Annotated in this window: 19 protein-coding genes, 1 tRNA gene and 2 pseudogenes; 9 read left to right on the forward strand and 13 right to left on the reverse strand. The window is 43.2% G+C overall.

Annotated elements, in window-relative coordinates:
* Window positions 1–123: 123 nt before the first annotated feature.
* Window positions 124–540: a VF530 family DNA-binding protein gene (locus tag R7E38_RS16250; protein ID WP_005375544.1), complete on the reverse strand. Its 417-nt coding sequence runs from the start codon at window positions 538–540 to the stop codon at window positions 124–126.
* A gap of 418 nt (window positions 541–958) precedes the next feature.
* Here R7E38_RS16250 and R7E38_RS16255 point away from each other — a divergent pair, with 418 nt between their 5' ends.
* Window positions 959–2416 (forward strand): DUF3360 domain-containing protein, encoded by a 1458-nt coding sequence (locus tag R7E38_RS16255; protein WP_005375642.1) that lies wholly within the window; start codon window positions 959–961, stop codon window positions 2414–2416.
* 131 nt (window positions 2417–2547) lie between these two features.
* Here R7E38_RS16255 and trpB read toward each other — a convergent pair whose 3' ends face one another.
* From trpB to R7E38_RS16275, 4 genes and pseudogenes are all read right to left on the reverse strand, one after another.
* Complete coding sequence (gene trpB / locus R7E38_RS16260) at window positions 2548–3771, reverse strand: tryptophan synthase subunit beta (RefSeq protein WP_005375643.1); 1224 nt, start codon at window positions 3769–3771, stop codon at window positions 2548–2550.
* Window positions 3772–4218: 447 nt separating this feature from the next.
* Window positions 4219–4472, reverse strand: a pseudogene (locus R7E38_RS16265) (S1 RNA-binding domain-containing protein); the annotation flags it as partial.
* A gap of 359 nt (window positions 4473–4831) precedes the next feature.
* Window positions 4832–5044, reverse strand: coding sequence for a cold-shock protein (locus R7E38_RS16270; RefSeq protein ID WP_005375644.1), 213 nt, complete (start codon window positions 5042–5044; stop codon window positions 4832–4834).
* 306 nt (window positions 5045–5350) lie between these two features.
* Window positions 5351–5599, reverse strand: coding sequence for a hypothetical protein (locus R7E38_RS16275; protein WP_005375646.1), 249 nt, complete (start codon window positions 5597–5599; stop codon window positions 5351–5353).
* Between the two features lie 289 nt (window positions 5600–5888).
* Between R7E38_RS16275 and pcp the strand changes: the two genes are divergently transcribed.
* From pcp to R7E38_RS16295, 4 genes are all read left to right on the forward strand, one after another.
* The gene (gene pcp, locus R7E38_RS16280; protein ID WP_025768981.1) at window positions 5889–6527 is read left to right on the forward strand and encodes a pyroglutamyl-peptidase I; all 639 of its coding nucleotides are present in this window, start codon (window positions 5889–5891) and stop codon (window positions 6525–6527) included.
* 197 nt (window positions 6528–6724) lie between these two features.
* The gene (locus R7E38_RS16285; RefSeq protein ID WP_017635759.1) at window positions 6725–6988 is read left to right on the forward strand and encodes a hypothetical protein; all 264 of its coding nucleotides are present in this window, start codon (window positions 6725–6727) and stop codon (window positions 6986–6988) included.
* Window positions 6989–7051: 63 nt separating this feature from the next.
* Window positions 7052–8038 (forward strand): CobW family GTP-binding protein, encoded by a 987-nt coding sequence (locus R7E38_RS16290; RefSeq protein WP_262664679.1) that lies wholly within the window; start codon window positions 7052–7054, stop codon window positions 8036–8038.
* Between the two features lie 170 nt (window positions 8039–8208).
* Window positions 8209–9501, forward strand: a complete 1293-nt coding sequence (locus R7E38_RS16295) for a DEAD/DEAH box helicase (RefSeq protein ID WP_005375652.1) — start codon at window positions 8209–8211, stop codon at window positions 9499–9501.
* 64 nt (window positions 9502–9565) lie between these two features.
* On the opposite strand, the gene R7E38_RS16300 is transcribed toward R7E38_RS16295, so the two are convergent.
* From R7E38_RS16300 to R7E38_RS16310, 3 genes are all read right to left on the reverse strand, one after another.
* The gene (locus R7E38_RS16300; protein ID WP_411978680.1) at window positions 9566–12556 is read right to left on the reverse strand and encodes a DUF6701 domain-containing protein; all 2991 of its coding nucleotides are present in this window, start codon (window positions 12554–12556) and stop codon (window positions 9566–9568) included.
* A 310-nt stretch (window positions 12557–12866) separates the two neighbouring features.
* Window positions 12867–13706, reverse strand: coding sequence for an arginase (locus R7E38_RS16305; RefSeq protein ID WP_005375657.1), 840 nt, complete (start codon window positions 13704–13706; stop codon window positions 12867–12869).
* Between the two features lie 6 nt (window positions 13707–13712).
* A complete protein-coding gene (locus tag R7E38_RS16310) occupies window positions 13713–14447 on the reverse strand; it encodes an IclR family transcriptional regulator (RefSeq protein WP_005386192.1) in 735 nt (244 codons plus the stop codon).
* A gap of 348 nt (window positions 14448–14795) precedes the next feature.
* Here R7E38_RS16310 and R7E38_RS16315 point away from each other — a divergent pair, with 348 nt between their 5' ends.
* Entirely contained in the window at window positions 14796–16268 is a 1473-nt protein-coding gene (locus tag R7E38_RS16315) for an EAL domain-containing protein (RefSeq protein ID WP_226084062.1), read from the forward strand.
* Here R7E38_RS16315 and modF read toward each other — a convergent pair.
* Window positions 16256–17710: a molybdate ABC transporter ATP-binding protein ModF gene (gene modF / locus R7E38_RS16320; RefSeq protein WP_176311608.1), complete on the reverse strand. Its 1455-nt coding sequence runs from the start codon at window positions 17708–17710 to the stop codon at window positions 16256–16258. The genes R7E38_RS16315 and modF overlap by 13 nt on opposite strands.
* A 285-nt stretch (window positions 17711–17995) precedes the next feature.
* Here modF and R7E38_RS16325 point away from each other — a divergent pair.
* Window positions 17996–19545: pseudogene (locus tag R7E38_RS16325) on the forward strand (PAS domain-containing methyl-accepting chemotaxis protein).
* Between the two features lie 161 nt (window positions 19546–19706).
* Here the strand turns inward: R7E38_RS16325 and R7E38_RS16330 are convergent.
* Window positions 19707–19797, reverse strand: a tRNA-Ser gene (locus R7E38_RS16330).
* Window positions 19798–20126: 329 nt separating this feature from the next.
* On the opposite strand from R7E38_RS16330, the gene R7E38_RS16335 reads away from it, so the two are divergent.
* The gene (locus R7E38_RS16335; protein WP_005375670.1) at window positions 20127–20807 is read left to right on the forward strand and encodes a MaoC family dehydratase; all 681 of its coding nucleotides are present in this window, start codon (window positions 20127–20129) and stop codon (window positions 20805–20807) included.
* A gap of 63 nt (window positions 20808–20870) precedes the next feature.
* On the opposite strand, the gene R7E38_RS16340 is transcribed toward R7E38_RS16335, so the two are convergent.
* A complete protein-coding gene (locus tag R7E38_RS16340) occupies window positions 20871–21695 on the reverse strand; it encodes a phosphate ABC transporter substrate-binding protein (RefSeq protein WP_017635752.1) in 825 nt (274 codons plus the stop codon).
* 266 nt (window positions 21696–21961) lie between these two features.
* Here R7E38_RS16340 and R7E38_RS16345 point away from each other — a divergent pair, with 266 nt between their 5' ends.
* Entirely contained in the window at window positions 21962–22315 is a 354-nt protein-coding gene (locus R7E38_RS16345) for a DUF3024 domain-containing protein (protein ID WP_017635751.1), read from the forward strand.
* Window positions 22316–22348: 33 nt separating this feature from the next.
* Here the strand turns inward: R7E38_RS16345 and R7E38_RS16350 are convergent, their stop codons facing one another.
* Together R7E38_RS16350 and rnb are read right to left on the reverse strand one after the other, a co-directional pair.
* Window positions 22349–23158, reverse strand: coding sequence for a helix-turn-helix transcriptional regulator (locus tag R7E38_RS16350; RefSeq protein ID WP_137282527.1), 810 nt, complete (start codon window positions 23156–23158; stop codon window positions 22349–22351).
* Window positions 23159–23229: 71 nt separating this feature from the next.
* Window positions 23230–25233, reverse strand: coding sequence for an exoribonuclease II (rnb, locus tag R7E38_RS16355; protein ID WP_047104463.1), 2004 nt, complete (start codon window positions 25231–25233; stop codon window positions 23230–23232).
* Between the last annotated feature and the right edge of the window lie 181 nt (window positions 25234–25414).

Below are 25414 nucleotides of genomic sequence, written 5' to 3' on the forward strand. Positions count from 1 at the left end.
ACGGGAGTTGTTGGAGAAATGGAATGCTCACTAGCTTGAGTCTTCGCTTCTAGCCATTCCTTTAAAGAACAATAGAGCCCTGCTGGAGCTACCAGTAGGGCTCTATTGCTTTTCAAGATAGTGTTATTGGCGACGAGCAGGGCGTCCGCGAGGTGAACGCTTTTTAAATGCAGACGCTGCTTTGGCTTGTGACTTAAGAATAGAGTCAACGGTTAGCGGCATTGGCTCTTTAGGTTCAAGGCCATGAGGGAAGGTACGAGCTCTTGGTGGTAAGTTGTATTCTTCTTCGCTCGCGCGTGGCATGCGCTTAAAGCGATAAAGGTAAAAGTTTTCTAATTTTTCTCTCGCCCATTCGGTTTTCTTTAAATACTTCACGCTACTTGCAATCGAAGGCTTAGTGTTAAAGCAATTAAAACGCATTGCTGTATCTAGAATGTCCCAGCCGTAAAAATCCACTAACTCTTGCAACATAGTCTCTAGCTTTAATCCGTGCAGTGGATTGTTCTGTTGCAGCTCGATTCTCTCTTCGTCAGTCATCATTTTTAAGGGCCTTACTCATTAAAGGGCGGAGTTTAACAAAGTATACAATGTAGAGATATCGATAGTTACTTTGCGATGGATGCGAGCACAGTGCTCTCTACCTTGAAAGTATAAATCGGAATTGGCCGCTCTACTTGGCTCTCTGCTCAAAAATGACTCTTAAAAGTTCAAGCGTCCCAGCTCGATGTTAAATTATTGTGTAATAAGTGAGATTTTTGTTGTTCTTTTACTAATGTCTAATATTCCTACCCATAGCAACACATGCTTAATAAGCTCAAAATCAAAATTGGTTCATGCCGCTTTCTTAGTATGGCCTAGAAGTTTGATGTGGGTGTTGTCTCGTATTGGTCGAAGGCCTGTCTACCAAGCGAAACTCTAGTTGACGTAGTTCAACGTTGAAACATAAAAGGATGACTCAATGTCTGACAAAAGTAAGACTTTTTACAGGGATGTGCGCAAAAAACCGCATGAATTTGAAAACCGAGAAGACTTTCTAAATCATGATTTAACCGTCATGAGTTTCCGTCGCTGGGGAATTCATTTGCCCTCACGTGATTACAGTATTGAAATCGAAGACTGGGTACCGGCATTAGCAGCAACCATTGGTAAAGTGGTTATGGTCACTGCCATGGTTTCCGCTTTTGCTGCTCAGTTTGGTTTATCTCCGGAATTCATTGCAGAAAACGTGCGTTACGAATTACTTATCGCTGGAGCCCTGTTCGTCATCCTGTTTTCTGCCATCCTAAACCCGAATGCAAACTTAGCGGGAACCCATGGCCCAATGATACCGCTGATTCCTATGATTGCAGCTGCAGGAGGGCACCCTCTCGCGCTAGGTTTGATGGTATGTGTTTTTGGGTTAATTCTCGCCTTAACCAAAGGTGGCTCTAAACTCATGACTCTGACTGGTATCGGGGTTCGAGGAGGGTTGTTGATCTACCTTGGTGCCGTTGGGTTGCTCGGGCAAATTAATAAGACGGAAGCGTGGGCTGCAAGTACGGACCAAGGTTACATTTCGTTTGTGGTCATAGGCCTAACCGTTATGGTTTACGCTTACTTAGCCAAGATCAATAAACGTTGGCTCGCTATCCCATTGTGCTCTGCACTCGCGGGTATTGTTGCTTATTTGATGGGCGCTGAGTTTGCCTTTACCACAGAACCGGGCCTGCCTAATTTCAGTCCATTCTACTGGTGGGGTGAAGATACAGGCTGGCAGCTAGGCTGGCCAACCCTAGAGCACTTTATTGCCGTGACTCCATTTGCTCTACTGGCAGTCGCTATGTGGTCCCCTGATTATCTCGGCCATCGTGTGTTTCAAGAACTTAACTACCCAAAAGAAGCGAAAGGTGTACTCATGGATGTCGACGACACGATGGTCGGAGCATCTGTTCGTCAGGGGGTTGGTTCACTCTTAGGGGGCGGAAACCTAGCTTCTTCTTGGGGAACGTACATGATTCCTGCCGCAATTGCCAAGCGTCCTATTCCAGGTGGCGCTCTGTTGACGGGTTTCATGTGTATTGCGGCGGCGGTAATTGGCTACCCAATGGATCTAGCAATGTGGGAACCTGTTCTGCGCGTTGCTTTGATTGTGGGTGTATTCTTACCACTTTTAGAAGCGGGTATGCAGATGATCCATAAGCATAAAGATTCACTCAGTGCAGGTATCTGTATTTTTGCCTGTGCATTCGTTAATCCAGTCTTCGGTTGGGCAATCACGATGCTGTTGGATAACCTCGGGCTTATCGGCGACCATGAGCGTGCTAACGAACTATCGCGCAAAGATAAATATCTGATTCCTGGCACTGCGTTTATCGTTTGTGCAGGCTCCCTTGCTATTGTTGGTCAGCTTCCAGGCATTCCAGCTCTTATCGGTTAATCGAATTATGCTCTAAAGGTATAGTGAGAGCAGTGAGTAAAGGGACTTGCTTCTTAAAATAGTAGACAAAAACAAAAAGCTACCTAGTACCAGGTAGCTTTTTGTATATAGGGTTAGGCTACGGAGTTAGGCTATATGAGTGATTCAATGCCGTATTTTGCGCCGTAGTGTTCAACGACAAAATCAATGTCTTTGTCACCACGGCCTGATAAGTTGATCAAAATCGAGCCGGTTTCTCCTTGCTGTGCGAGTTTAATTGCGTAAGCGACAGCGTGTGAGGATTCAATAGCAGGGATTATTCCCTCTTCACGAGACAGCTCAAAGAAGGCATCAATCGCTTCGTCATCACTGATTGAGCCGTAATTGACACGGCCAATGTCTTTTAAGTAACTATGCTGAGGCCCAACCGATGGGTAATCCAAGCCACTTGCTACAGAGTACACTTCCTGAGGTTCGCCTTGCGCATCTTTAAGCATGTAAGACTTAAATCCGTGCATGATTCCTGGCTCACCGAGTGTGAGTGTTGCAGCATGCTCGCCAACCTTTTGCAAAGAGCGGCCCGCAGGTTCAACGCCGTGAATGGCGACTTGTTCATCCTCTAAGAAAGCAGTAAATAGCCCCATCGCGTTAGAACCACCTCCAACGCATGCGACGAGATTATTGGGTAACTTGCCGGTCATTTCTTTGAATTGAACTCGTGCTTCGTTACCGATAATTGATTGGAAATCTCTCACCATTTTAGGGAATGGGTGAGGGCCAACGACAGAGCCTATCGCATAAAGTTGTGTATCAGGATCTTTCAGATAAGCTTCGAATGCAGAATCTACCGCTTCTTTGAGGGTTTTGCGCCCATGAGTGGCAGGAATGACATTAGCACCAAGGATTCTCATGCGGACGACATTCGGATGTTCTTTGGCGATATCAACTTCACCCATGTAAATATCGCATTTCAAGCCAACCAATGCCGCGGCTGTAGCAAGCGCAACACCGTGTTGTCCTGCGCCAGTTTCAGCAATCAGTTTCTTCTTACCCATCTTTTTAGCGAGAATGGCTTCTCCTAAGCAGTGGTTAATTTTATGTGCGCCTGTATGGTTTAAGTCTTCGCGCTTTAGGTAGATGTCTGCTCCGTATTTTTTAGACAAGTTTTCCGCATGGAAGATTGGGCTAGGTCGTCCAACAAAGTGCTTATACAGGCGAGCGAGTTCCGCTTTAAATTCAGGATCTTTGCTGCATTCCTCATAAGCTGCGTTGATGTCATGCATGATTTGTTCAAGCTCAGGTGGAACAAAGCTACCACCGTATTCACCAAAGTATCCTTCTTCGTTGGGCATAGTGAGATCAAACGAGTTTTTCATTATTTACATCCTAGTTAACGAAAGTATTGATACTTTATACCCAAAATTTGGAAGAGGTTGTGTGATCAGTTGCTTAAATAACAATTGTCGATCTAGTGAACTAGTTAAAAAGTACAGCTTGGGTAGGGGATAATAGTTGGGATGTAGAATCAGGTGGTTTGAATAGGTGCAAAAAAGCCCCGAGAGATCCTAGGCTGTCATAAGAACCTCTCGAGGCAAACAGAGTGCTGGAAATACACTCTGCGATGGTGTCTGGAAACAAAAATTAGATTCGTTTCCTTTGTCAGATATTAGGGTTTTAGAATGAGTCGATGTCAGCGAAATGTCACAAGTTAATTGCGGTATTAAAAGCTTATTTTTTATTTTTGATTAATGGATTAGAAAGTAACCTAAAACAGGCTAACCTACCGCGTGTTCCGCATCTTTTAAGTTGAACATGATCTTTCTTTATTTCGAATCGACGTCTTTAACCAACACGTGCACTTTAGCTCCTAGAGTAAACGTGGTGCTCTGGCTAGAAATTTTTTGTTTGACTGCATCAAATTCGAACTCACCATTTTGGAAAGTTGATAAAGGAATGAGACCTTCGGTTCCTCTAACTCAACAAATACCCCGAAGTGTGTGACTCCACACGCTGTCCCTATGAAGTGTTGTCCGATAAATGGCTTCATGTAATGACATTTCAGTGCAAACTCAATCTCTCAGCTAGGGATTATGTGCTCGTAGTTATTAGAATTTATTGATTGAGCAGATATATTTAATTTCATTTTTTCTCTTATATTCGCCAATCGCTTTTATTTTATAAACTTTATTTTTATGAGCAAAGCATGAGGCGAAGTGATTCAGATATGAATGAGATTAATTTAATTCCAAACTGGAATTGCAAGGTAGGTTGTGTGATTACCTAAAGATGTATACCAAAGTGACTTTATTGAAAGTGATTAATGATGGTGTGGGAGAGGTAAGTGATTTGGCTATATAAACTTAGATAGAGAATAGTAAGGGCAGTAACAAGTGGAAGGGGGTTGTGGCACCAACAACATTGATGCCACACAAAGAATTACAGTGCAGTTACTTCAGCTGCTTGTAAACCTTTGTTACCTTGTTCAACAACGAACGATACTTTTTGGCCTTCAGTAAGAGTTTTGAAGCCTTCAGAAACAATAGAACGGAAGTGAACGAATACGTCATCACCGCCATTGTCTTGAGAAATAAAACCAAAACCTTTAGTTTCGTTGAACCATTTTACTGAACCAGTTAATTTATTAGACATAGATACCTCTATATTTGATTGTTTTAAATATTGAATTTTTAGCTAATATCAAGTGCTACTATATGATTTTAGAGATAACTATTTTGTCGCAGGAACGTAAACGAGGAATTCGATGTGGAACTGAGAGAAACTTTGATCTTTAATTACATTAATAGCTCTTTCCGTAAGAGCTGATGTGCAGTATACCGACAAAATTAATAAAGGCTAGCCTTTTCTTTTTTATTTTTTGAGTACACCAAGCGCATTGCTTTCAAAGCATACGCTTGGTGTATAAGACGGCGTGATGTTATAGGTGGCGTCGAGCGCTTAGTGTTTTCTGGTTGGGCCGTTACGAACGATGTCTTTACCATTGTCATATACGTGCTGCGAAACCCAGCGGCCAAGGAGCAATTGGTGTTTTTCTCCTAATACGGCAACAAATGGACGGCCATCGGTATTAGAGGTGGCTAGCGCAACGCCAGTGACACCTTCAAGGCCTAGAGCGCCGCTTTCTACTAAATGCAGAAATGCCTCCAACTCTTCAATCGTTTCGATTACATGGTTATCAATATTCATTGTATTCAATCTCTTCGAATTGCATTGCGGTCGCGTACTCTACCTAAGTTAAGCGTGGAAACCAAGCTTCTACGTGCGTCATGTAATGAGAGAACTTTGCCCTGCCACTAATCATCAATAAGTTAGTCTCGATAGTCCGGAACTTGCCTAGATTCAATGGGGCAGAAAACACTCTCTGGTTAGACATGAGTCACATAATGTTGTCTGGTTTATCTCATCAATACTTTTGCTATTGGATGGGGTGAAGGGGAGTGCAATAATTTGTAAAACTCTTTTCCTAAAGGCTGTTATGAAGAAAGTCCTGATTACCGGTTTTGAACCTTTTGGTGGTGACGCCATTAACCCCGCCTTAGAAGCGGTCAAGCAATTAGAGGCTGCGGCCATAAAAGGCGGTGTGATAGTTACTTGCCCAGTCCCCGTAGTTCGATATGACTCGGTGAAAGTCGTTATTGAAGCAATAGAAGCGCACCAGCCAGACTGTGTAATTACTGTAGGGCAAGCGGCCGGGCGTAGCGCGATAACCCCAGAACGTGTCGCAATTAATGTCGATGATTTTCGTATTCCAGATAACGCTGGGCATCAGCCGATTGATGAACCCGTGGTGGCTGATGGTCCTGATGCTTACTTCTCGACACTGCCGATAAAGCGTATTGTTCAAACGCTGCAAAAGCAGGGGATACCTAGCCAGATTTCCAACAGTGCCGGAACATTTGTATGTAACCACCTTTTTTATGGGATCCAACATTATCTAAAAGACAAACCTATTCGTCATGGGTTTGTTCATATCCCATTATTGCCAGAACAAGCAGTAGATGGCAGTCAGCCTTCCATGTCTCTGGAGATGATAGTCGAAGGGCTAAGGCTGGTGGCGCAAGTTTGTATTGCCAATGAAAACGACATATTGGTCAGCGGCGGGTCGATTTGCTAGTAAGTGCTTTACAGTCCACTAAGTGTCTGAAAGCTAGTAATAAGTTCATCGTTTGATGTTGTAATAAATGTTAGCTTTGTCAAATTTCACAAGTAGCGAAAGGAGTAGCATTGAATAGTCAGGTTGGATGTTGTTCAAACTGGCACTCCCCTAATACAGGAGGTATTAGGGGCTACCCTTACGAAAGGCGAGTTATCATGAAAAGCAACAAAAGTAAGTCTATCGCACTTATCTCTGTCGTTGTTTTCGCATTGGCTATCGCTGCGCTTAAATTCGAAAATACACTCGGAGTTCTTCCCATTGTAGTCGCTATTATCGCGTTTTTTGCCTGCGTCATTTACACCAGTATGTATCTTTCTGATATGAAGCGTTCAGAGTTGATAAGTCACTCTGATCATTCTCAAAAAATGTATACCCACGCATCACGCAATGAGCTTGATGAGCGCGATAAAAAGCGTTGAAGCGAGTCACATTCTCCGTATACTTTGCTGGAGCATTAATGCACTAACGTGTCGGAGATAAGCATGTCAAATCGAGTACCAACCAACATACTGACCGGATTTTTGGGTGTCGGTAAAACGACCACGATTTTAAATCTACTGAAGAACAAACCGGAAAACGAAAACTGGGCGGTTTTGGTCAATGAATTTGGTGAGATTGGCATCGATGGTGCATTGATGACCGACCAAGGTGCGCTGATTAAAGAAGTGCCGGGTGGCTGTATGTGTTGTACGGCGGGCGTGCCAATGTCGGTCGGTATTACCGCGTTACTGCGCCAAAAACCGGACCGTTTATTGATTGAGCCGACAGGCCTTGGTCATCCAAAACAGGTTATCGCGACGCTTACCTCAGAACAGTATGAACCTTACGTTGATCTAAAAGCGACGATCGCTCTGGTTGATCCGCGTAACTTAAGTGATGAAAAATATCTTTCTAACCAAAATTTCGTGGACCAGTTAGACAGCGCAGATGTGGTTATAGGCAGTAAGGTTGACCTTTGTACCAGTCACGACATTGATGTGTTTAATGACTGGGTGACGGACCAATCTCCCTCAAAAGTATTCAGTAAGCTTATTCATGATGGTGAGTTACCGATAGAAGTCTTGGATATCGAACGGGTTTACGGCAGCGCTTCTTCCCATATCGAGTCACATCATCATGACCATGCTCACCAAGAGCCTCAATTCCAGTTGCCGCCAGGTGAAGCCTTTGTGCGTAAAGAGAACAAAGGGCAAGGGTATTTTAGTTGTGGGTGGTTGTTTGGGGCAGAGTATAAGTTTGATTTTGAAAAGCTTTTCTCTATGCTTTCGGACTTGACCGCAGAGCGTGTTAAAGCAGTGGTCAATACGGATCAAGGTTGTTACGCGTTTAATGTTGCCAACCGAGTCGTGTCGGTGAATGAAATCAGCTTAGAAGGGTTTGAATCACGATTAGAAGTGATAGATTCTCAGCTGTTGCCATGGGATGAGCTTGAGCGAATTCTCCTTCAGTTATCTGGCATCAAACATTAAATTGCGCAAAGGTTAAACGAAAACGGTGAACCACTGATATATCTGTGCTCACCGTTTTTTCTTTTGTAGGATTTCAATGAGAAAAGTGAGATAAATCACTCAAATTCGGGTATAGTGCACGGCTAAATTTTTAAAGCTATTTTTAGTGGTTTGTTTAAGGAATACGCTCAATGTCATTTTCATCTCAAGGTTTTGCGCCAGAAGTGGTTAAAGCACTGGCAGAATGCGGTTATGAAAAGTTAACGCCAATTCAACAGAAGGCGATTCCAATGGCTCGCAAAGGCCATGATATTTTCGCTACAGCACAAACAGGTACTGGTAAAACGGCTGCGTTTTCTCTGCCTATGATTCAGCAGCTGCTAGACAGTAACCGTAGCGCTTCTCGTAAGACTGCTCGCGCACTTATCTTGGCTCCAACTCGTGAGCTTGCTGAACAAATTGCTGACAACATCAAAGCTTACACGAAGTACACGAACCTGTCGGTGGCTGCGATTTTCGGTGGCCGTAAAATGTCTTCTCAAGTAACGGCATTAGAAAACGGTGTAGATATCCTAGTGGCTACACCAGGTCGATTGGAAGAGCACATTGAACAAGGTAATGTCTCGGTCGCACACTTAGAGTTTTTAGTGTTTGATGAAGCAGACCGTATCTTGGACATGGGCTTTATTCACGCAGTACGTAAGATCATGCTAGATGTGGATACTGATCCGCAAATTATGATGTTTTCCGCAACGACTTCGAGCCAACTAAATCTGTTAGCAAAAGATATCCTGCGTAAGCCTAAGCGTATTGAAGTTGAGCGAGCGAATACGACAGCACAGACAGTTGCTCACGTGTTATATCCAGTTGATCAAGAGCGAAAAACGGAACTGCTTTCGGAGCTGATTGGTCGTAAGAACTGGAAACAAGTGTTGGTATTTGTGAACTACAAAGAGACCGCAAACGAAGTGGTAAAAGAGCTGAAACTTGATGGTATCAAAGCGGTGGTTTGTCATGGTGACCGTGCTCAAAGTGCTCGTCGTCGTGCGTTAGAAGAGTTCAAGTCCGGTAAAGCACGTGTCATGGTGGCTACCGATGTCGCTGCTCGAGGTCTAGATATTGAAGATTTACCTCACGTTGTGAACTATGACATGCCTTTTCTAGCGGAAGATTACGTTCACCGAATTGGTCGTACAGGCCGTGCAGGTAAACAAGGTCATGCCGTTTCATTTGTAAACCGAGATGAAGAGCTCACGGTTGTTCAGGTTGAAAATCTAATCCAGCAGCGAATTCGCCGTATTGAGCTTGCAGGCTATGAACCAAAACAGCGTGAATCTTACATTGAAAAGCTGCACTCAAAACCAGCGTTTAAGAATCGTCAAGGTCGTCGTAATAACCCGAACCAGTCGGCAACAGACCAAGGGTCGGCAGAGCGTCGTCTTGCTATGGTGAAGCGCCTGAAAGCGCGTCGTGGCGCAAAGTAAATTACACAGTCTGTGTGAAAAGAGCCCCTCAATTGAGGGGCTCTTTTTGTTTTGTCGTTTCGCGTTAATTTAGGCCAAGCATATTCGGTTCACCACGATAAATAATGCGATCGTTTCCTCGGTGAATACCAAACGTAACAATGACGGGTGGGTTTTCCTCTTCACTTGTAGAGCTATCCCAATCGTATTTCAGCCAAGGGATGCGATTGCCTGAGCTGTCTAAATCTAGGTGGAATTGTATTTGCTCGCGCGCTGAGTCAATTTGGCTTGCAACGATATCGGTTATCCTGCCGATACTCATCGTTCCAAGGCCAGAAAGCAGGGCGTTGTTTGCAGGCGCATGCGACCAAATTGGCGTGCTGAAGTAATATTCACCATTCGCCGTTGTTGAGCTGTCATCGAAGTTAGTCGTAAATCGACCGTTTTGCCAAATTTCCACATCAAGTGGCACTTTGATCACCATGCCTTGGTTGCCACCTACATCTTGAAAGTTCAAACGACCGAATCGAATGTCTGGTTGTTTTGTGAGCACTTCGCTATCGTCGAAGAAGTTTACCTCATCAACGGCTTTTACTGAGACTAAACCTATTTGGCTGCTGTCACTATTAGTCTCGGTATTGAATGGACCATCAGGATATTGCTTATCTGTCGTGTTCTTTTTCCAGCATGGGCTATTGTTACAAGTCGCATTGGTCGAGGGCTTCTCTATAACAAACGTTCCAACACTCGCGCTACCCAGTAGTTTCCAGTCTACCTTCTTAGGCTTAGGCGGCAAAAACCGATCGGAGTATGAGCTTAGCTCGCCTAAATCGAAATGTTGTTGAAGGTTAGACGAAAAGTGGACGTAATTCTTCACGTTTTCCTTATTCGCATTGAGTGCGACAACATCGTAAGTGACTTTCTCAAAAGGTTGATTCATGTAAGCAAAAGTTTGGCCATGTGGGTAGTGCCATTCTTGGTCTTGCACTTGAAAATATTTTGGGTAAAAACGACCAACGTAACGATAGCCTTCGTTCACAGTCATACCTAGATATTTACTTTCTAGGTTTGCTTTTACTCTCAAGCTCCCGACTTCTTCCCAATATAATCCATTAAAGAAGAATTGATCATTCTTGGCTGAATTATGCGCCTGAGCCAGTGAGTCACTACTTTTTAGCAATTTTGAGGTTTGGTTCGCTGTCTCTGATGGCGTATGTTGCTCACTCGACAAGACAACCGATGCTGCTGGAGCGTCATCAAGCGTAAAATTACGGGTGATAGAAGCATCACAATAGCGTGCTGATTCAACAGACCCACTTACAGAGCCGTCAGGTTGCCAAATGATTGGTTTCACCGTTAGAGAGAAAAGTTCTCCGGCAGCAAGAAACCCTTCTCCTTGTTCAGAGGTGCCAGAAGGCAAAGCACGTTGGTTGTCACAAATAGCGAGTGTCCATGGTCGCGAGTGCACATTAAATGTCCCTTTCACTTCCACTTTGCCTTCTTCAGGGCACTCTTCAAATCCCTCACATTCAAAATGATCGGACAATGTCACTTCAAATATGCCGGACTCGTTCGTGACAAGACCATGTTCAGACAAGCCGTCTTTAAATTCCGCTGAATAGCTAAAGTTTCCTTCACTTCCTCCTAATGGTTGAACCAATGGATGAAAAACCTTAGGAGTACCATTGTAGTTGCTTGCGACTACAGGTTCGCCGGTGGAAGCACAAGCAAGCAATCGCGTATGCACGTTTTCTGGTTTACCTGCAATAACGCGTATTTCATTTAAAGTGGCGCTTTTCGTCTTTGAGTAGGCCTCAAACATAAATGGCGTAAACATAAAGCTAACCGTTTGATGCTTGCTGGTGTCTTCTGCCATAGTGAAAGTCAGCGTGTAGTTAGTACCTAACGCGATGGTATCAATATCGTTCGGGACCACTCGAACAACGAGCTCACCATTGTCGTCAGATATAAATTGGTTTGCTTTTAATGTCTGCTGACCTTTGATCACCTCTAAAATGAACAAGTCAGGGTGTGATAGGGCGGCACTGACTTCTGCGCTTACAACTTCTCCATTATTGGTTGTTGTTGCTGTAAATTGCGGAAGATCGTCGCCGCACATCAGTGCCATATCGTCCGATGGTGTGACGCTTAGGTCGAAGTCGTTCTCTGATGGAGGCGTAATTTTACATTCAGGGATATAAGAAGGAATAGGGCAAGTTGTTGGTGTTTGATTTGCGTAACTACAATTGGGTTCATCAATGCCACAATAGTGGTTGAAATTTGAACTTGATTCTAGGGTGGCTGTCACACTACCACAAATAGAAGTATTGGAGTTATTAATTGAAAAATGCATTGCCGAAATAGCTTGCTTATTCGCATATATTTTGGTCGTGCCAAAACCTGTATCTACAGTATGTCCCTGAGATGTCAAAGAACCAAAAACTGTCGTATTATTAAGATTTATTCCCGATAGAGCATTAATGTTGCCCACAACTATTGGTGTATTAGAAAGCGACGATTCCAGTTGATTAATTTCTACTTTTGTTCCTTTTGATTTGATATCACCGCAGAACATACCAGATTCGATGTACACGTCACTTTGAGCAATGATGTTGCCATTAAGGACGTTGTGCTCTCCGTAAAACTCGACAGAACGGCCATTTCCACCAACACCATTGGTTTCTATATCTCCTTCGATTTCACTATCAGTTATTTTTATAGAACCTAAAGCAGAGACATTACCTAGTACGTAGCTATTACCATTAATTTTTAACCAAGTTCCTTTAGCTTTGATGTTTATAGGGCTTTCCTTTGAGCCTATGACATTCTGCCCACGGAGTGTTATGGAACCATGAGCGGTTAAAGACGATGAGCTTTGACTACTATTTATAATTTGATCGCCTTTCGGGAGAACAATATTTGTAGTGCAATCGTAAGTAGAACCCGTTACATGAATGGTTCCGTTTTTACAAAAGGCAACATTAGTGTTTGACTTGATATCTGCTAAGTCATAAGTGGTGGCGTGTGAGGTTAGCGGTAAAAAAAGAACCGCAGTGAAAATACTGCAAAGACGCATCATCAAATGTCCTAATGAGTGGAACAAGATGGCATCAAGCGAGCGTGAGCAAATGCTCACTGAAATTGGAATAGCTGCGGTACTTTTTTGTTTTGAAGCCGCTTAGTTATTGAACTTTGGTTAATTTTTATTTCGTATGTCATACCAAAGTTTAGCGGCCTTATTACAACGTAAGTGTCAGGTTAGTTCAAGAGGTAAGTGTGATGTGTGTCGCTTTATATGTGTAACTATTTGTTAGTTAAGGATAATGAGTAAGCATGTTGGTTCAGAATCAGGAAGGACGCGATCCTGATTCTGAATGTTTATAACGCTAGGCAGCGTGAACGATGAGTGGGGCCATCTGATATAACTCTTCTAGTATGGCTTTCGTTTGTCTCGAATACACCAGACAATCTCGATCGCCAACGAGCTGAATTGCTCGCACTTTACCTGCAACCAAACATTGCCTAATCGTGCGTAGAACCATTTGGATATCAATTTCTGACGCGCCATCAAGGCTGTTTTTGGTTTTTAGAGATCCAAGGTCGATGCTAATGATTATTTGGTCGCAGTGGTCTAGGTAATTGCCGATCTGTTGCTTAACGTTATTGCGATGACGAAAAGAAAACTCTTTCTCGGTCACCCAATCACAACCTTGATCTTCCGCGTATTCCCACGTTTCCTGCTTCGTCTCTTGCTCACTGACGCCAGCAAAAAACAATCGTACGTTTTGATAGCGAGAAAGAGCAAAATGGAATGCAGAGCCTAAGCGTGGCTCAAGTGTCGGTTTCAAGTTCATGTTATGCCCGATATTTACGACACCCACTTCGTCTCGATAGGATACGACCACAGGTAACATGGACAAGATTGCCTCGGTACAGTTAGTGACTAAAACCGGAATTGAGTGACGAGAAAGCGAAAGACTTAACGCTTCCTGAAACTCGCCATTCTCCAGTTTGTCGTGGTTGAAGTGCCCATAGTTTTCAGCGGTTTCATGATCATGTTGTTGGTAAAGCCAATCACTAGCATTTTCCAAACTTTGATCAGCTAATTCAAACGCGCCCTTAGACATGGGTGGCAAATACTCACACACTGTCATAAAAGAAAAAGGGTAATGCTGCGGCTGTTTCACGGTGTGGTGGAGTTTATAGCGTTTGAAAAAGCTTAACATGATGAATTACCTTTCTGGTGGTAGTGCCCTTGCCGCTTGCAGTACATGTAAAATAATGCGCTGCTTATCCTTTTCGACTCGGTGGGCCGGAGCCATCACCGAGACTGCGCCAATCAGTTTGCTTCCTTTCATTACCGGTGCGCTAATACCTGAAACACCAGGGTCAATCTCAGAAGTACTGACGGCATATCCGTGTTTACGGATGGTTGTGAGCTCTTTTTCCCACTCGTCACGTCGGTGATCTTGATTAAAATATCTCAAGATTTTCTCGCATCGACTTTGAGGCATAAAAGCAAGCATCACTTTAGATGAGGCACCGCGCAGCAGAGGTTGACTTTGACCCTGGACGAAGCTGCAACGCAGCGCCTGCATACTTTCTTTCTGTCTGACACAAAGCGCACGATAACCCGCTGGTACCATATAAGCGGCCATTTCCCCGGTTTGTTGTACCAACCTAGCCAGTATGGTTTCGACCATGTCGAGCCCATGTTGCGCGGTCTCATAGCTGTGCATGAGTAATAATGCCGCCGGACCAACGACAAATGTCTTGTCGTGAACGCTTTCTTCGATCAAGTTCCACTCTTTAAGCAGTTTTAAGTGTCGGTAAAGGCTGCTTAAAGGAACGTTCAATTGCTCGCTTAGCGTTTTCGCAGAAACTGGGAACGGACTAACTGCAACTTGCATTAACAACTGCAGTGATTTTTCGTTTACCTGGTTAGCATTAGCTTTGTTTGTCGTCATGAGAGTGTTGTAACGTGTTGTAGGAGTTACGACAAATATAATTCTTAATCACTGAGAAAAGAAAAATAATTTTAATGGGTAATTCTTACATGATGAGAAACAGATAGGTAAAGACTTTCGCAAGTACCGATAGACATAACATGGTGTCGAATTAAAGTCTCAGGTTTGAGGCGTTTGATACTAAATTGGAACAGGAGTGAATAAGACATTGTTTAGTTTGCGGTATTACTCAGCGTTTCGCATACTGAGTTAATCCAAACAAATAATGTTAAAAAACGTGAGTTGCTAGCGGGTATCGGAATCGAGGTACCATCTCAGTAAATCGGTTTTATAAAAGGTTACTTTTATATGCTGAATAAGGCGATTTTTAAAAAAGCCATCATTTTTCTTCTGCCTATTCCCTTGGTTATTGGAGAAGTTTTGTATTTAGCTCGTGAAAGCGTGCAAAACAATCTTAATCATTTATTAGAAAAAAATGTGCAAATTGCAGATGAAATTTTATTCCAAATAGAGACAGAAAACCGCACGGCGCTGCTACACCCTGAACGATGTGAAGAGCTCCAGCAAAGCTTAATGTTTGAACGAGATATTGAAGAAATGCTCATTGTGAAAGAGGGAGTCATTACTTGTTCTTCGAAATTGGGAAGTATCTCTAAACCGTTAGCTGAGCACATCGCCTTTCCCAAGGGACAAACGCTAGCGCTTGGTAGTGTTGATAGCTTGTACGATCAGTTCTTGCTAGTGGTAACGGAAGGAGAGCGGGGTTATCAAGCCGTAACGATTATCGATCATGACTACTTTAATGCGACAATAGGGTTTAACAACGATTTACGCCTAAAACGCTCTGCGCTGTTTATCCATGAGCAAGTTTCACCCGAAGGAGCATTAAGAGCGGGAAGTAATCCTATCGGTATCAAATCGTCGCAAATGTTTGAGTATGAAGCTTTGAGTGAAGCCAGCGATCTTTTCGTCAAACAAAGAACACTTTCCTATTTTTTGTACTCAATTCCAATTATTTTCGTGATCTACCTTTGTTTGTATGCGTTGAATAAGTTTATTGATCCTCATCGCAACTTGATACTGGATCTTAAAAGAGCGATAAAAAGAGGAGAGTTGACCTTGTATTACCAACCGCAAGTTAACGTTGATACCGGCCAGTTATTCGGGTTTGAAGCGCTTGTGCGATGGGAGCATCAAAGTAAGGGGTTCATTTCTCCGGATGAGTTTGTCCCTGCGGCAGAGCAAAGTGGATTGGTTTTTTTACTTACTGATTTCGTTCTGGATAAAGCGGCAGAGGACTTCAGTAAATTAGGCTTTGATCAGCCTGTCCACCTTGGTATTAACGTGCCGCCTGGCTATTTAGTCGGACCAAACGCGATCAGAAAAATTCAATTGCTCGACAGACAGTTGAGCCGAAACAAAGTCTCATTAGGGGTTGAGATAACAGAGCGTCAGCTCATTGATTCAGAGGCGAGAAAATGCATTGCAGCGCTGCGAGTGCATGGTATTGATGTGCTGATCGATGATTTTGGAACTGGCCAAACCTCGTTAGCATTTCTACAGCACATGCGCATAGATTACTTAAAAATCGATAAGTGCTTTGTCGAAACTATTGGTATTCCTAGCCTTAGTGCTTCTGTCTTAAAAGCGATGGTTCACTTCGCGGAAGAATTACAAGTACAATTGATCGCTGAAGGCGTGGAAACCATAGCGCAAGCTGAACACTTAAAGCAGATGGGAGTGAGATATCATCAGGGGTACCTGTACTCCAAACCATTACCTTATAAGCAGCTTGCGCAGCGAAGTCATTATGATTGGTAGACGTTAGCTCTATAACACTGAGCATTTTCATCAAACACAAACTCTAACTCATTTTTGATGCTATCTAAGCGGTCTTCTTGGTAGTGAGACACATACAATAGTTGGCTTAAATTCTCTCTAGCGATGAGCTCAAGTGTGTTCTTAACTAACCGTCTACCCAAAAAATCTAACCCTTGATACGGCTCGTCCAAAATCAATAATGTGGGTTGTTTCACGATGGCTCTTGCAATCAGTAATAGTCGCTGCTGACCGTACTCTAATTGCTTGAATGAGGTTTTTTTGTACTGGCTCATATGTAAGATATCGAGCCACTCGTTTGCAATATTCATCTCTTTGCGAGTTGGCTGGTTATACAACCCAATCGAATCGTAAAATCCTGACAAAATGACTTCTAATGCGCTGCAATTGACTCGATATTGGAGGTGTAGCGCTGAAGACACCATACCGATATGCTGCTTAATTTCCCAGATTGTCTCGCCAGTACCACGCTTTTTACCAAAAATATCAATGTCATTGCTGTAGCATTGCGGATGATCGCCAAAGATCAATCCAAGTAAGGTACTCTTTCCACAACCATTTGGACCTTTGACCTGCCAATGTTGGCCCTTGTCTATGCGCCAGTTCAAGCCAGTAAAAATCTTCTTATCGGTATATTCAACAGCCCCATTCTTTAGTTCAAATATTGGGTTGTTGAATGGTGTCGAGTGCTGATGCTGACGTATCAAGCTCATCATTTCTTCACTCTGTTGTTCTGACTGAGATTTAATTTGTCCAATGATTGGATGATTATCCCAACTGGACTTATCCATTGTACTATCAAGCTTTCCTGCACTGAAAAGCGCGATGCTATTGATCCACTCAGGCATGTCAGATTCGCGAGAGAAGGTTATGAGTAGTTGCACATTTTGAGAAAGCGAGTGTAAATAGCGAGCGAGAGCAGCTCGGTGCGCAATATCTAAGCCAGTAAATGGATTATCGAGTAATATTAAGTCAGGTTGTGTGGCTAAAGCTCGGGCGAGCATTACTCTTCTGGTTTCTCCGGTAGAGAGAACACGGAAGCCACTATCTCTAAGATGACTTAGGTCGAGATCATTAACTAGCTGTTCAGTTAAGTTAGTGTCTTGGCTCTGTTCTAGGATTAATGAATAAACAGTGCTTCCTTGGTCGATACGATCAAGAAAATCCGTATCATCTTTTTCTAATTCTCTTTCCAGTAATCGCTGTTGCTCTGATAACGACACTTGCGCAACGGATAGCCCATTTAGCTCAATTTCCCCACTATTTGGTGACATTTCATCACAAATAAGGTCTCCAAGCAGAGAGCCAATATCTCCATCCGCGCTGAATATCCCCCAAGACTGCTGAGTGTTAATTTTCCAATCGTCAATAAACAAGTGTGTCGTGTTTCTCTTAGCTGTAAGCTGACGAAAGTGAATAGTCATTGTGTTTGTCTTCCTTGTTTTCGTTTTAGTGGATTACTTATAACAATTTACGAACTCAGTACGGAAGCGCTTTTGTGTATTAATTTTGAACAGTGCTCAGTCTTGTGCATATCAACGAAGCCTTGTAGTAGAGGATAAAAATGCGACTAGAGTCATTAAGTAACAAGTAAGCTTGTCAATAATTTTGTTTTATTTTTGAATCAATCTATCATTATGCATGTAAATGTTATGCTGATAAATTCATATTTGCCGTTTGTTAATTAATCAATGTAAGGACACATGTTTATGAGTGAAACGGAATACGATTACCCTTCGAGTTACAGCCTAGTTTCCATTACCGATACCTCCAGTTACATCAAATATGCCAGTGAAAACTTTAATGAAGTAGCGGGGTTTGATGAAGGGGAGCTTATCGGTAAACCCCACAATGTTGTGCGTCATCCTGATATGCCAAAACAGGCTTTTAAAGATTTATGGACTCACCTGAAAACTGGCAAACACTGGATGGGAAGGTCAAAAATCGACGTAAAAACGGCGGCTATTATTGGGTTGACGCGTTTGCTTCTCCTATAAAATCTAATGGTGAAGTTGTGGAATACCAATCAGTGAGATTTAAACCTGAGCGTATACACATCCAGCGAGCGGAAAAAGCGTATTCGAAGCTTCGAAATAATCGTAAGCCGTGGAAAATGTATCTTCCTCGTACACGTTTGTGGATGAGATCGGCCTTCTTCCTTTTAATTTCAAACCTTCTTGGCTTACTCATTCTACAAATGAATCAATCACCAGTGATAGCGTTTGGCGTTGTTGCGTTACTTTCCGTTTTCTCTATTTATGTATTAACCAGACCAGTTGAGAAGCTCGCTAAACAGGCTAGGCAAGACTTCAACAATCCACTCATGGAATATATTTATTGCGGAAGAATCAACGATCTGGCTGAGATTGAGCTGGGTATGAAGATGCGTAAGCAATTTGCCAATGCGCTATTGGGGCGCGTTGGCGTGTCTGTAAAAGACTCTTGCGAAAAAACGCGCGCAAGTGCTAACAGTGCTGCGACAAATAGCCAGCAAGTGACGGAGAACTTAAGCGCACAGAAAGTGGAGATTGACTCGGTCGCAACAGCGGTCAACGAGATGCAAGCCTCTTCATCTGAGATATCAAATAATGCTCAAGCGACCGCCGAGGCTACGTTAGAAGCGCAAAATACGATGATAGACAGCCGTAGCGTTATCGATAATGTTAACCAATCGGTACTAGAGCTGGTGGGTGAGCTCGGCGAAATATCTAAAGTGGTCATACGTTTGAACCAACAAACCGAGCAAATTGGAACCGTTGTTGAAGTCATCAATGGTATTGCCGAACAAACTAATTTATTAGCGTTGAACGCTGCAATTGAAGCCGCGAGGGCAGGCGAACAAGGCAGAGGGTTTGCCGTTGTAGCAGATGAAGTGAGAACCTTAGCTAAAAGAACTCAGGAATCGACAACAGAGATTAAATCGGCCATTGAAGGGATTCAAAATGGGAGCAAATCAGCGGTTTCTGCGTTAGAGAAAGGTAATGAAATGTCGACCGGAACGGTAACATTGCTAGGTACTGCTTTGGATAGCATTCAACAATTGGAATCCCTTGTTCAGGACGTCGTCGAACGAAACCAACAAATTGCGGTCGCGATAGAAGAGCAGGTTTATGTAACGGATGAAATAAATGAAAACATCCAGTCGCTTAATTTAAAGTACAGTGAATCGTATGAACTGATGACTGAAACGAATCATATGAACACCAAAGTGCAAAATTGCACCAATGACCTGTCTGAAATGATTAAGAAGTTTGCTTAAACTTTAGAAAATCGAAGTTAAAAGCCCGCTAAACATTAGCGGGCTTTTAACTGGAATATAGTGAAGTGCTGGATTCGCTTACGAGCGAGGATTTCTAAATCTCGTTTTTGTAAGAGCTAAAACGACGAAAGCTCGCAATAAATGCGAGCTCTCTAAATAAGTGGCGGAGAGATAGGGATTTGAACCCTAGATACGCTATTAACGTATGCCGGTTTTCAAGACCGGTGCTTTCAACCACTCAGCCATCTCTCCGTTGTGGGCGGTATAATAAGGAGCATAGTCCGACTTGTAAAGTGCTGAATTATAATAGAAGTACTGTTTGCTTGTTTTATGATCACTGATGTGATGTTGGACAGTTTGAAAACGGAGTGAAAAAGGGACAAAAAGTACCAATTTATAGAGTTTTTACTTTATATTGGCGCACGTCAATAAAATGGTGTTTTATTGTTATCTTGCTGATATATAAGACATAACATGCTTTTAGGGTACATGTGTTCGCCCGAAAGTATTTGCAAGACTTTGTGAACTAATTCAAAATTAACTGGTATAGCCAGTTGTGCTTAGAATTCTTAAGGGTGTTTATGAAGGTCACAAATCTATTTAAAGACAAAGTTGATGCGATTTCTGCTCATCAATCCGAGTTTATGAATTGGATGTCTCCAACGTTACGCGATTATTGGAGTGACTTTTTGGGGAAAGCTCAAAATAGCTTTCTTTTCTCAAAAGTTCGTGATCACCAGCAGCCAGCCGTCAACGAAGAAGTTGCACCTCAACCTGCACCGATCGTAATGGCACCTGAGGCTCAAAAGCTTTATGACGAGTTAAGTGAAAAAATTGGCGAAGTTATTCACACTGGTGATTGGGTTCATGTGTCTCAAGAACGTATTAACCAATTTGGTGCGGTAACGGAAGACATGCAATGGATTCATACTGATCCAGAGCGTGCTTCAACTGAATCTCCATTTAAGACAACTATCGCTCATGGCTTTTTAACATTAGCATTGCTGCCTAAACTGACGGATTCAGTCGATCCAGACAAGCCAATGTTCCCAACAGCTAAAATGGTAGTTAACTTGGGTTTAAACCAAGTCCGTTTCCCTTACCCTGTCAAAGCAGGCAATAATGTTCGTGCAGTCAGCACGTTAACAAAAGTAACGCCAATCAAAAAAGGTTTGGAGATTGAGCGCGAAATTAAAGTGGAAATTGAAGGTATTCGTCGACCTGGTGCGGTTGTGGTCTCTGTAATTCAACTGCATTTCTAATTCCGAAACCGGATAGAACACGACATAGTAAAAGAGAGCATCAGGGTGCTCTCTTTTTCATTTTTACTGATTAAAGTTTTTTACTGGCGTATAACCGTAATCTGCAATCGCTTTTTGTCCCTGCTCTGAACGAAGGAAAGCGATAAAACCTTTACCTGCATCGCTAATCTTATCTACTTTGTATAGCACTAGGAATGGTCGCGCCAACTTGTACTTATGATTGCTAATGTTTGTCGAGGTTGGGTCAATACCATCTAACTGAATCGCCTTGATCGAGCGATCTACTGACCCTACAGAGATAAAACCAATGGCGCGAGTGTTATGGTTAACAATGGTTTTTACCATGCTGTTGCTGTTTACAACCAAGTTGTTTGGGCTGATATCTGAGACAAGGCGATCATTAACGATTTTGGTCAGTCCCAGCAAGCTTTCGAAGCTGTAACGTGAACCTGAAGACGCTTCTCTAGTAACCACCGCGATAGGCTGATCTGCGCCCCCGACCTCTTTCCAATTCTTAATCTTACCTTTGTAAATATCAAACAGCTGTTGCTGAGAAAGGTTTTCTACAGAGTTGGTACGGTTTACAACAACAGCGAGGCCATCATAAGCGATAGGGTATACATTGAGATCTTCACCTTTTTCGCTTTCAGTCAGATAGCGAGAGCTCATGCCTATTTCGGCTACTCCTTTATTGACCATGGTGATACCAGCACTCGAACCAATGCCCTGAACAGCAACGTAATCGTCTGGGTGTGTTTTGTTGTATTCCTCAGCAAGTACATCCATCACACGAGCAACCGACGTTGAACCCGAGATGTTGATTTCTTTTGCAATGGTAGGGAGGGAGACTGCTATGGCCAATAACGTCGCCACAGTAAAACGTAACATATTAAACTCCATATACGGGATAAAGCAGAGTTTATGATATTGCGTTCAGGTTACACTTTTGTGAACTGTTAGCGCTAAACAGGGGAATTGTTTCTAGTCAAGAGGTGATGGAGCTAGCGTTTCCAAGTGGACTGAGATGATAATCTGGGCAAATGATAATATAGCTATCTTATACTTGAGTTAGGTAGATAACTACCATCGGTGATGATGTAAAGGTTATATACTAGGATCGGCAGCTCTAACTATCATCCATCGGGAGAACGTTGATGTCAGTGTCCCAAATGGCGACAAGTCGTTTATACAAATCAGTTCAATCGCTCTGCTCTGCGCGTAATGCTAACTTGCCTGTCGAACAGGGCAAGTGCCTCTATGAGCTAGTAGAAAATGGCGTTGAGCTTCATCGGGCGCATTTTCTCCTCGACTCCCAGCATAGCGAGTATACTTCTCCCGTCGCGAAGATCATGTTTGATGAGGACAACCAACTTTGGTATTTCTATGTTCCCACATATCACAACGAGCTGTTAAGGTGGGTGCCTTATAAGCCACTTCCATTTAGCCGAATGCTTGAGGACTTACTCAACGAATTGGAGCGTGATCCTCAAGCGTGTTTTTGGGAATAGGGTGAGCCCAACGGATGCGAATGCCGACATGATTTATACTTTAGGCTTAACGACTTGGTTTCTAAAGTCTTTGGGGGTCATGTTGTAAACGGATTTAAATGCTGTACTGAAATGCGCTGCACTTTTAAAACCAGACTCAAACGCTATTTCTGTTATTGATTTTTCTGACTTGCGCAGTTGGGTTGCTGCGAAGTTTATCCGTTTCACCTTTAATATCTGAGAAAACGAAAGATCATCTGCGGCGAGGCGACGTTTTAAGGTTGCGATGGACATGCTCATATGAGCCGCTAAGCCTTCTAGCGTGATGTCTTTTTCAATATTACCCTCAATGTACTTAATGGCTTTTTGAGAGTCGCTCAGGCTACTTGCATCATCTATGATAGATAGGATGTTTGGCTCTACCTCAACCATCAACGACAGCAATGCCATTGCGATATGGCTTTGTGTGTAGTCTGGAGCATTGCGACTCGCTAACTTAACCAACATGTCCTTCAATTGTGCTACTTCGCTACTGGATTGCGTTGAAAAAGGATAGAAGCGCCTTTCTTCCGTTTTGGAACGTAGCATCGGGTGCGCTTTCTTAAAGTCACAGAATATATTTGGATTGAAGACTAAAGCCAGTGCTTTAAAGCCTCCGTCACTAGAGACGGCTTCTGCACTGCTCAGATCTGCGGAGTTATAGAGTGTGAAATCTCCGGCTTTAAGTTCAAATTGCTCGCCATTAGGTTGATGAACTAATAGGGCACCTTCTTCAACAATATATAACCCATTATGTGTTGCAGTGTAACGCTCACTTTTGCGCGCAGAGAAGTGATTAAAGCGAATGATCTCAATGTTCGGCATACTCTTTCTTATCGTTTTACATAACAAATAAAAAAGGCGCTCAATAGAGCGCCTTTTGACTTCATTCGGTATTATTCACTTACAGTCTGTTCTGTTTGTGCTGCTGGTTGTTCAGCGAATACCTGGGTTGGCTTTGCAACTAAACTGCGGTTTTCTTGGTTTACGTCCGTAAGGACAATTTCCAATGTATCCCCAAGTTTGTATACGACCTCTTTATCGATAGAGATGGTACCGTTGTCGCCATTGCACTCAATTCTTTCTTTATTATCAAGAATTAGTGCACCAGGAATAAAGGCTGCTGCGCCATTTTCGAGAAGTCGGACACGTGCGCCTGCACGATTAATATCGAAAATCTCACCTGTGAAACAAGTTTTCTTGCTCGGCTCATCAGCAAGCGTACGTGCATATAGCCAATCTGAGACATTTCGCTCAGCGATTTTATGATGTTTACGATGTAGAGCTAGCTCTTCGCCTACTTGGTCATCTGGTTTTTGTACGGGTTCTTTACCAAGGATGACGGCCTTCAACATACGGTGGTTGATCATATCACCGTATTTACGAATTGGTGATGTCCAAGTTGCATAGATGTCTAAACCCATTGCGTAATGAGGCAGAGGCTGATTACCCACTTCACTGTATGCTTGGAACTTACGAATACGGTTATCTAGGTAAGACGTTTCTTGAGCAGCCAACCAGCGGCGCAATGCAGCAAAGCCTTCTAGTGTAGCAATAGACTCCGCTGTGAACTCCAACTGGCCTTCTGGATTGACAAGTTGAACCACTTCTTCAATCTTCTCGTTCTTGATACCAGCATGCGTATTGAAAACACCTGTTTCAAATTTATCGCGTAATGTACGACCTGCACAGATGTTTGCGGTAATCATGGATTCTTCAACAAGGCGGTTTGCACTGCGGCGCATGTCTGCGTGGATAGCGATTACATCGTTATCTTCACTGAGCTCAAAACGGTAGTCAGGACGATCAGGGAAGACCACTGCGTTTTTCTCACGCCATTCAGCGCGAGCAAGAGAGAACTCATAAAGATCACGAACGATGGTCGCGATCTCTTCAGATGGCGTCCATGCTTCAGAGCTGCCGTTTTCTAACCAATCAGACACGTGATCGTATGCTAGGCGTGCATGTGATTTGATGTTTGCCGCGAAGAATTTAATATCGTCGCCAATCACACCATCTTTACTTACCGTTACGGTACAGCAAATAGCAGGGCGGGTTTCACCTTCAATCAGAGAACATAGGTTGTCCGCTAAATCGCGAGGTAGCATCGGGATGTTGCGTCCTGGAAGATAAATAGTATAGCCACGCTCACGCGCTACTTTATCCATTTCATCTTCAGGTGTGATGTAGGCGGTTGGGTCCGCAATAGCGATGGTGAGTTCGAAATCGCCAGATACAGTTTTCTTCGCGTACAGCGCATCGTCCATATCTTTAGTCGATTCACCGTCGATAGTGACGAATGGAACATGAGTCATGTCTACGCGTTCTAGCTCCGCGTCGTCTTTCAGTTCCCAGTTATCGATGCCTGCTGGCTCAGAGTTTGGTAGATCGTTTTGAGCAAGCGTTACCCACCAAGGCGCAATTTTATCATTCGCGTCAGTGATTTTTTCAGAAATTTCTACGAAGAAAGAGTTATCGCCTTTTAGAGGGTGGCGAATAAGATGTGCGACAACCCAATCACCTTCGGCGAACTCGTCAGGTTTTAGACCTTTCTTTAGTTTCGCTTTAAGAGATAGCTTTTTAAGCTGTGGGTGATCAGGTGCTACGTTGAGCTTGCCTTTGAACATTTTTACTCGACCAATAAAGCGAGTCACGGCTTGTTCCAGCAGCTCTTGTGGCTCTGCAACTTCGCGTTCATTTTCGGTGCGGATAATGGCGACGACTTTGTCACCGTGCATGCACTTTTTCATGTACGCAGGCGGGATGAAGAAGCTCGTCTTACTGTCCACTTCCAAAAAGCCAAAGCCTTTATCTGTGGCTTTTATTGAGCCTTCTTTTTTAGGCAGGTTTTCTTGGATTTGCTGCTTAAGCTGAGCGAGTAGTGGGTTATCTTGAAACATCTTTTCTTAAATTACCTATGGAGTTGGGCACACTATAATCATTGCGAGCTATTATTACTACCTGTGGAGCGTAATTTCGCCGTGAATTTTGCCAATTTAACCACGAGAAATTGGCTTAAATATTGATGAAATTCTCATCTGTGAGTTACGCGAATCTACGGGGAATGGTAGGGTTGGTGGA

This window comes from Vibrio sp. Vb2131 (genome assembly GCF_033338535.1).
Lineage (GTDB): Bacteria > Pseudomonadota > Gammaproteobacteria > Enterobacterales > Vibrionaceae > Vibrio > Vibrio alginolyticus.

Excerpts from the sequence above, each read along its gene's own strand:
- R7E38_RS16250 (WP_005375544.1), bottom strand. The coding sequence starts at position 540 with ATGATGACTGACGAAGAGAGAATCGAGCTGCAACAGAACAATCCACTG.
- R7E38_RS16255 (WP_005375642.1), top strand. The coding sequence starts at position 959 with ATGTCTGACAAAAGTAAGACTTTTTACAGGGATGTGCGCAAAAAACCG.
- trpB (WP_005375643.1), bottom strand. The coding sequence starts at position 3,771 with ATGAAAAACTCGTTTGATCTCACTATGCCCAACGAAGAAGGATACTTT.
- R7E38_RS16270 (WP_005375644.1), bottom strand. The coding sequence starts at position 5,044 with ATGTCTAATAAATTAACTGGTTCAGTAAAATGGTTCAACGAAACTAAA.
- R7E38_RS16275 (WP_005375646.1), bottom strand. The coding sequence starts at position 5,599 with ATGAATATTGATAACCATGTAATCGAAACGATTGAAGAGTTGGAGGCA.
- pcp (WP_025768981.1), top strand. The coding sequence starts at position 5,889 with ATGAAGAAAGTCCTGATTACCGGTTTTGAACCTTTTGGTGGTGACGCC.
- R7E38_RS16285 (WP_017635759.1), top strand. The coding sequence starts at position 6,725 with ATGAAAAGCAACAAAAGTAAGTCTATCGCACTTATCTCTGTCGTTGTT.
- R7E38_RS16290 (WP_262664679.1), top strand. The coding sequence starts at position 7,052 with ATGTCAAATCGAGTACCAACCAACATACTGACCGGATTTTTGGGTGTC.
- R7E38_RS16295 (WP_005375652.1), top strand. The coding sequence starts at position 8,209 with ATGTCATTTTCATCTCAAGGTTTTGCGCCAGAAGTGGTTAAAGCACTG.
- R7E38_RS16300 (WP_411978680.1), bottom strand. The coding sequence starts at position 12,556 with ATGCGTCTTTGCAGTATTTTCACTGCGGTTCTTTTTTTACCGCTAACC.
- R7E38_RS16305 (WP_005375657.1), bottom strand. The coding sequence starts at position 13,706 with ATGTTAAGCTTTTTCAAACGCTATAAACTCCACCACACCGTGAAACAG.
- R7E38_RS16310 (WP_005386192.1), bottom strand. The coding sequence starts at position 14,447 with ATGACGACAAACAAAGCTAATGCTAACCAGGTAAACGAAAAATCACTG.
- R7E38_RS16315 (WP_226084062.1), top strand. The coding sequence starts at position 14,796 with ATGCTGAATAAGGCGATTTTTAAAAAAGCCATCATTTTTCTTCTGCCT.
- modF (WP_176311608.1), bottom strand. The coding sequence starts at position 17,710 with ATGACTATTCACTTTCGTCAGCTTACAGCTAAGAGAAACACGACACAC.
- R7E38_RS16335 (WP_005375670.1), top strand. The coding sequence starts at position 20,127 with ATGAAGGTCACAAATCTATTTAAAGACAAAGTTGATGCGATTTCTGCT.
- R7E38_RS16340 (WP_017635752.1), bottom strand. The coding sequence starts at position 21,695 with ATGTTACGTTTTACTGTGGCGACGTTATTGGCCATAGCAGTCTCCCTC.
- R7E38_RS16345 (WP_017635751.1), top strand. The coding sequence starts at position 21,962 with ATGTCAGTGTCCCAAATGGCGACAAGTCGTTTATACAAATCAGTTCAA.
- R7E38_RS16350 (WP_137282527.1), bottom strand. The coding sequence starts at position 23,158 with ATGCCGAACATTGAGATCATTCGCTTTAATCACTTCTCTGCGCGCAAA.
- rnb (WP_047104463.1), bottom strand. The coding sequence starts at position 25,233 with ATGTTTCAAGATAACCCACTACTCGCTCAGCTTAAGCAGCAAATCCAA.